Here is a 6855-nt window from a genome sequence, read left to right on the forward strand (position 1 = left end):
TACAAGTCGTTCCCGAAGAAGATGAACACAAATTTGATTTTGATCTTCTTGACCCTACCAAAATCATCCCTGAAGAAGAAGTCCCGGTAGAATTGATAGGGACCTTAACTTTAAATAAAAATCCTGATAACTTTTTTGCAGAAACAGAGCAGATTGCATTTCATCCCGGGCATCTGGTACCCGGTATAGATTTTAGTAATGACCCATTATTGCAGGGAAGATTATTTTCATATACAGACACTCAGCTGTCCAGACTGGGCTCGCCCAATTTCCATGAAATCCCAATCAACAGATCCGTCAATACCGTTCACAACAACCAGCGTGATGGACACATGAGACAACAGATCGTAAAAGGCAAAGTAAGCTATGAGCCCAATTCAATCGGAGGAGGTTGCCCTTTTCAGGCCATGATGCAGGAAGGCGGATTTGCCTCTCATCAGGAAAGAGTTTCCGGAAGCAAGGTGAGAGAACGAAGCAAAAGCTTTGTAGATCATTATTCTCAGGCAAAATTATTTTACAATAGCCAGTCGACACCTGAAAAAATGCATCTTCAGAATGCGCTTATTTTCGAATTATCAAAAGTAACCATTCCTGAAATACGGGAAAGAATGGTAGGTCAGCTCGCTTTTATTGATAGGGTTTTAGCACAGAAAGTTGCTGAAAAACTGGGGCTGGAAGTCAAAAAGCCGGACTGGCCTAATCAAAGCCTCCCAGCTGATGCCAATATTATAGAATTGCAAAGCGAAGAAAGAGAACCTCATACCAAAACCTCCGAAGCGCTAAGCATGCAGAACACAATCAAAAACACCATTAAAAGTCGAAAAATAGGCTTTATAATGGGAAACGGAGCAGATACGACAGCTATTACCGGCTTGAAAAACAAACTTGAAGAAGCAGGAGCCGTAGTAGAAGTTATCGCTCCAAGCTTAGCTCCCGTGGCAACCAGTGACGGCACTCTTATAGTTCCAAAACATTCTCTTACAAGTACTGCAAGCGTATGCTTTGATGCCTTATTTATTGCTTCCGGGGAAAATTCCACCAAGGAGCTGTTGATTCCTGAAAACAAACATTTGGTACTGCATTTTATCAACGAAGCTTATAAACATTGCAAAGCCATTTATTTTGGTGCAGAAACAGATATGCTCTACAAAAGCAGCAATGTAAGCTTAAGAAAACATGAGGACCCGGCTATTATTACCACTATGGAAAATACCCCTGAAGAACAGTTCATAGATGCCATTTCCAAACACAGGGTATGGGATCTTGAATTGGAACGAAATACCCATGCTTAAATAATTAAATACCCTTCACACCACCACGACCACTTTAAATATTAAAATTATGAAAGCAGCAGTTTTTCACGTTCCCGGTACCATCACCTGCGATACGGTGGACGATCCGGCAATTCAGGATGCTAATGATATTATCCTCAGAGTAACTTCTACGGCCATTTGCGGCAGTGATCTTCACATGTATTCGGGCGGAATTCCACAGGCAAGACCTATGGTCATGGGGCACGAATTTATGGGAATTGTTGAAGAAAAAGGTAAAAACATTATCAGCCTTGAAGTTGGCGACCGTGTAGTAATCCCTTTTCCCATTGCCTGTGGCGGATGCTATTTTTGCCAGCATGACCTCCCTACGGCATGCGAACACAGCAACCCGGATTATTATGGTCCGGAAGGCGGGATCTTCACCCAAAAGGGAGGCGCATTATTTGGCTATACCGATCTATACGGTGGATACAATGGCGGACAGGCTCAATATGTAAGAGTTCCTTATGCTCATTTCGGGCCCAGAAAAGTACCTGACAACCTTACCGACGAACAGGTTTTATTCCTTACGGATATTTTTCCCACAGGATATACCGGGGTGATGTGGGGAGAATTAAAAGGTGGCGAAACAGTAGCCATCTTCGGAGCTGGACCTGTAGGTTCCATGTCTGCCAAAAGTGCTATCCTGCATAATGCCCAAAAAGTGATCGTTATTGATACTTTACAGTACAGGCTCGACCAGATTAAGAGACTGACAGGATGCGAAACTATTTTATGGGAGGATGCAGAAACGACCATTGAACAAATCAGAGAGATGACGGAGGGAAGAGGTGCGGATCTTTGCATCGATGCCGTTGGTTTTGAACCTGAAAGAAACCTCTTAGACCGGGCCAAAGCCGTTCTGAATTTCGAAAAAGGATCAGTTAAAGTCCTGGAAGCCTGCATGAGCAGCGTAAGAAGAGGTGGAATTGTTTCCATTTTAGGTGTGTACCCAGTCAATTACGACAACTTCAGACTGGGACAAATCTTTGACAAAGGCATTACCATCAAAGCCGGACAGTGCAATGTGCATCCCATTATAGATCAACTGATGGATCATGTGCAATCCGGACGTGTTACGCTGGATGATATCATTACCCATCGGTTATCCATAGATGACGTTGCCAAAGGATATGAAATCTTTAATAAAAAAGAAGACGGATGCGTAAAAGTAGTGCTTGATCCGTGGAAATAATTGCCATATCAAAATAATTTTAACCCATCACTTTAAATATACACATCATGGAATTTCAAAAAAATCTCCTGGAATATATAAGCCAGTCATTAATGACCACAGATGAAACCATTTCCATTGCTGAAAGTGTTACCTCCGGTTTACTGCAGCTCGCTTTTTCACAAATGCCCAATGCATCCATGTTTTATAAGGGTGGAATCACAGCTTATTCGTTACCGGAAAAAGTAAGGCTTTTAAATGTCGACAGATCGGAAGCAGAAGAATGCGACTGTGTTTCAGAAAATATTGCTGAAACCATGGCATTAAACGTTGCAAAGCTGTTTAAAACCGACTGGTCTATTGCCACTACAGGATATTGCACTCCCATACGAAACTCTTCATATAAAATTTTTGCTTATTTCTCTTTTGCCTATAAGGGCGAAATCGTTCTTACGAAAAAACTTGAATTGCACCCCAAAACCCAAGCTCTGAATGCCCAGTTATATTATACGGAATTCATTTTGGGGTGCTTTAAAAGTGAAATGAACAAACTATTAATATTAAAGTAGAGACTATGGAACGTAAAAATCAATATGCCCTGATTACGGGAGCAACAAGCGGAATCGGATACGAACTGGCGAAATTGTTTGCCAAAAACGGATATGATCTTGTGATTGTAGCCCGAAATCATGAAGACCTGAATAACAAGGCGGAAGAATTTAAAAAATACGGTGTGAATGTCATCTGCATTTCAAAGAATTTATTTCTGCAGGAGGAGGCCTATTCGCTATATTCAGAACTTAAGCAGAACAGGATAAGCCCTGAAATCATCGTTAATGATGCCGGACAGGGAGTATATGGAAAATTTCAGGATACAGATATTCACAGAGAGGTCGATATCATTAATCTCAACATTATTTCAGTCATCATATTAACCAAATTGTTTATTAAAGACCGACTTCCACAAGGTTCCGGAAAAATCCTGAACCTGTCTTCCATTGCCAGCAAAGCTCCGGGTCCATGGCATTCGGTGTATCATGGTACCAAAGCATTTATTCTATCCTGGTCCGAAGCCATTCGGGAAGAATTGAAAGAAACAGGAATTACGGTTACAGCGCTTTTGCCTGGACCAACGGATACTGATTTCTTTAATAAAGCTGATATGAACAAAAGTAAAATCCTGGAGGATAAAGATAACCTCGGCTCACCGGAAGAAGTAGCCATAGACGGATTTAATGCTTTAATGAATGGTGATGACAAGGTGATTTCAGGAATAAAAAACAAGCTGAATGCTGCAATGATCAATATTTCAACAGACAGCATGGCTGCCCACAGAATGGGAGAAATGCAAAAACCGGTAACTGAAAAATAGATAATATGGCAGGTTTAAAATTATTGGACAAATCAGTCTTAATTACAGGTGCTGATAGCGGGATAGGCAAATCAACGGCTCTACTTTTCGCTAAAGAAGGAGCAGATATCGCCATTATTTATCATGATGACGACGGAAGCGCTGAAAAAACGAAAAATGAAATTAAAGCGTTGGGCAGAAAATGCATTCTTTTTCAGGGCGACATCAATGACTATGAATTTTGCGAACAAACCGTTGAAAAGGTAATTTCGGAATTAGGGAAAATTGACATCTTGATTAATAATGCCGGAGTACAGTTCCCTTCAGACAATATTGAACATCTTGAAGAAAAAAATATCAGGAAAACTTTTAACTCCAATATTGTAGGAATGATTCTGCTGACAAAAGTTGTATTTCCTTATTTAAAGGAGGGGGGAAGTATCGTCAATACAACTTCTGCAGTAGCTTATCAGGGTCACCCTGAACTATTGGATTATTCAGCAACCAAAGGCGCAATTGTTTCTTTCACCCGTTCTCTGGCGTTACAGGCGAAGCAGAAAGGAATCCGTGTAAACGCGGTTGCCCCCGGACCGGTAGCTACCCCATTAACAAAAGAAACATTCGGAGAGGAAGAAGAAGATGAAAGCAAACCGCCTTTACAGCGGAATGCTTCCACGGAAGAAATTGCACCAAGCTTTTTATTCCTGGTCTCTGATGATGCCGCCCAAATTACCGGGCAGGTGATTCATCCTAACGGAGGTTTAATTGTTAACGGATAAAATATGAACGGTACAATCATTCAATTTTTCCATTGGTATCATCCTGCTAACCTGTGGAAAGAATTTATAGAACAATCAGAATACCTGAAAAATCTTGGCTTTACGGCCGTATGGTTCCCTCCGGCTAACAAATGTGATCTGGGGATAGAAGGCAGGGGGTATGACGTATATGATCTGTATGACTTGGGAGAGTTTGACCAAAAAGACGGAATCCCCACAAGATACGGGACCAAAGAGGAATATCTGAATGCCATAAAAAAAGCCCAGGAATCCGGGATGTCCGTCTATGCGGATATTGTTTTAAATCATAGGATGGGAGGAGATGAAATGGAAGAAATCACCATACACCGGGTAAACGAAGAAAACCGGAATGAAATGTTGGGAGAACCATTCACGGCGAATGCTTTTACCAAATTCACCTTTCCCGGCAGAAACGGAAAATATTCAGAATTTATCTGGGATCATCAATGCTTCAGCGGGATAGATGTCATCCATAAAGATGAAGAAGAAATAAAAGGCGTTTTCAAAATTCATAACGAGTATGGTACGGAATGGAACGCCGCGGTAAGCCATCAGTTCGGTAATTATGATTATCTTATGGGAGCAGATGTGGAGTACCGCAATCCCCATGTCGTCCAGGAGCTGAAAAACTGGATCAAATGGTACCTCGATGTAACCAAAGTGAATGGTATACGGCTGGATGCCTTAAAGCATATCTCTTCGGATTTTCTGAAGGACTGGATTTCATACATTAAAACAGAAATAGACCCTAATTGCTTCGTGCTGGGTGAGTTCTGGAAAGATGAGGCAGGCAAAATATCCGATTTTTTTGACAGGATGGACAATCTTTTATCATGTTTTGATGCTCCGCTTCATTATAATTTTTTTACAGCTTCCCGGGAAGGTAAAGATTATGATCTCACGAAGATCCTGGAAAACACCTTTTTAAAAGACAATCCTCTGTTTTCTGTTTCTTTTGTTGAAAACCATGATACCCAGCAATTCCAATCCCTGGAATCTGCCGTTGGAGACTGGTTCAAGCCTATGGCTTATGCCATTATCCTGCTTTCGAAAGAAGCATATCCGTGTGTTTTCTACCCGGACCTTTACGGAGCCGAATACACCGAAATTCAGGATGATAAGGAAGTAAACGTAACCATTCCCAAGGTAGAAACGTTACCCGCTTTATTACAGGTAAGACAGCAGTTTGCCTACGGAGAACAGATAGATTATTTCGACCATTCTAACTGCATTGCCTGGGTAAGAACAGGTGATCATGAACATTCGGGCTGTGTTGTCGTCATATCCAACAGTGAAGAAGGTTACAAGGAAATAGAGTTGGGGGCGGAACATGCTCATGCGCAATATACGGATTTCTTGCATCAAAGAAGCGATACCGTAACGCTGGACGAAAATGGCAAAGGTGTTTTTCTTGTTAATTCGAAATCCGTAAGTGTATGGACGAAACAATAAATAATTATTAAAAATATTCAATATACTATAATTAGTTTTAATAAAATTGTTATTTTAATATATTGAAATTTATTTAAAAAAGAATTATGAAAACAACTGCTATAATTATGTTAGGTTTCTTATATCTTTCTTTTTCCACGGCATGTAAATGCGAGCCGGAGGATGAAGAAACCCCGGAGCCAAAAGAAAGCTCAGCGCGGACTATCGCCGATAACGAAGACTCAGAAAGAAGAGAAAATGACACAGTCTTGATTAAACATTAAAGCCTGAACCAATTTTCCGGGCTTTGAAACTACATTCGGATAATTTAAAAAATAAAGACCATGTACAGAGACGGAGCCAGAAAAAGCATATGGCAGGAGGAAATCAAAAGATTTTCTTCAACCACAGATTTAAATCAGCCATTTGATATTGCCATTATCGGTGGCGGATTTACCGGAGTATCTACTGCCCTGAAACTACAGCAATCCGGAAAAAAATGCATCCTCATTGAAGCCTCTAACATTGGCTTTGGGACCACTGGAGGAACTACTGCTCATTTGAATGATTTCTTTGATACCACCTATGCACAGGCAATCAGTGATTTTGGACTAGATCAGGCTAAATTGCTTGCAGAGGCCGGAAAAGATGCTATGCGTATTATAGAATCCAATGTTTCTCAGTTCAATATTCCATGCGATTTCGAAAAAAAAACCGCTTATCTTTTTGCTCTGGATGAAAAACAGGCCAAGCAGTTGGATGATATGGTGGAAGCCATTTTGAAGG

The 6855-nt window shown here is 40.9% G+C and carries 8 protein-coding genes; all 8 read left to right on the forward strand.

Annotation, left to right across the window (positions count from 1 at the left end; genetic code table 11):
• Window positions 1-1292 (forward strand): catalase (locus ACGHIN_RS15915; RefSeq protein WP_390455740.1); only part of this gene is annotated, 1292 nt, incomplete at its 5' end.
• Between the two features lie 49 nt (window positions 1293-1341).
• Window positions 1342-2508: a zinc-dependent alcohol dehydrogenase gene (locus tag ACGHIN_RS15920; protein ID WP_390455743.1), complete on the forward strand. Its 1167-nt coding sequence runs from the start codon at window positions 1342-1344 to the stop codon at window positions 2506-2508.
• 47 nt (window positions 2509-2555) lie between these two features.
• Window positions 2556-3056 carry a CinA family protein gene (locus ACGHIN_RS15925; RefSeq protein ID WP_390455746.1) on the forward strand — a complete coding sequence of 167 codons (501 nt, stop codon included), beginning with the start codon at window positions 2556-2558 and terminating at the stop codon, window positions 3054-3056.
• Window positions 3057-3061: 5 nt separating this feature from the next.
• Complete coding sequence (locus ACGHIN_RS15930) at window positions 3062-3859, forward strand: SDR family NAD(P)-dependent oxidoreductase (RefSeq protein WP_390455749.1); 798 nt, start codon at window positions 3062-3064, stop codon at window positions 3857-3859.
• Window positions 3860-3864: 5 nt separating this feature from the next.
• A complete protein-coding gene (locus ACGHIN_RS15935) occupies window positions 3865-4617 on the forward strand; it encodes an SDR family oxidoreductase (RefSeq protein WP_390455752.1) in 753 nt (250 codons plus the stop codon).
• 3 nt (window positions 4618-4620) lie between these two features.
• Window positions 4621-6090 carry an alpha-amylase gene (locus ACGHIN_RS15940; RefSeq protein WP_390455755.1) on the forward strand — a complete coding sequence of 490 codons (1470 nt, stop codon included), beginning with the start codon at window positions 4621-4623 and terminating at the stop codon, window positions 6088-6090.
• 86 nt (window positions 6091-6176) lie between these two features.
• Entirely contained in the window at window positions 6177-6353 is a 177-nt protein-coding gene (locus ACGHIN_RS15945) for a hypothetical protein (RefSeq protein WP_390455758.1), read from the forward strand.
• Window positions 6354-6413: 60 nt separating this feature from the next.
• On the forward strand, window positions 6414-6855 hold a 442-nt coding region (locus ACGHIN_RS15950), incomplete at its 3' end, for an FAD-dependent oxidoreductase (protein WP_390455760.1).

Source organism: Chryseobacterium barbadense (genome assembly GCF_042849955.1).
In the GTDB taxonomy this organism is placed as follows: domain Bacteria; phylum Bacteroidota; class Bacteroidia; order Flavobacteriales; family Weeksellaceae; genus Chryseobacterium.

Excerpts from the sequence above, each read along its gene's own strand:
- ACGHIN_RS15920 (WP_390455743.1), top strand. The coding sequence starts at position 1,342 with ATGAAAGCAGCAGTTTTTCACGTTCCCGGTACCATCACCTGCGATACG.
- ACGHIN_RS15925 (WP_390455746.1), top strand. The coding sequence starts at position 2,556 with ATGGAATTTCAAAAAAATCTCCTGGAATATATAAGCCAGTCATTAATG.
- ACGHIN_RS15930 (WP_390455749.1), top strand. The coding sequence starts at position 3,062 with ATGGAACGTAAAAATCAATATGCCCTGATTACGGGAGCAACAAGCGGA.
- ACGHIN_RS15935 (WP_390455752.1), top strand. The coding sequence starts at position 3,865 with ATGGCAGGTTTAAAATTATTGGACAAATCAGTCTTAATTACAGGTGCT.
- ACGHIN_RS15940 (WP_390455755.1), top strand. The coding sequence starts at position 4,621 with ATGAACGGTACAATCATTCAATTTTTCCATTGGTATCATCCTGCTAAC.
- ACGHIN_RS15945 (WP_390455758.1), top strand. The coding sequence starts at position 6,177 with ATGAAAACAACTGCTATAATTATGTTAGGTTTCTTATATCTTTCTTTT.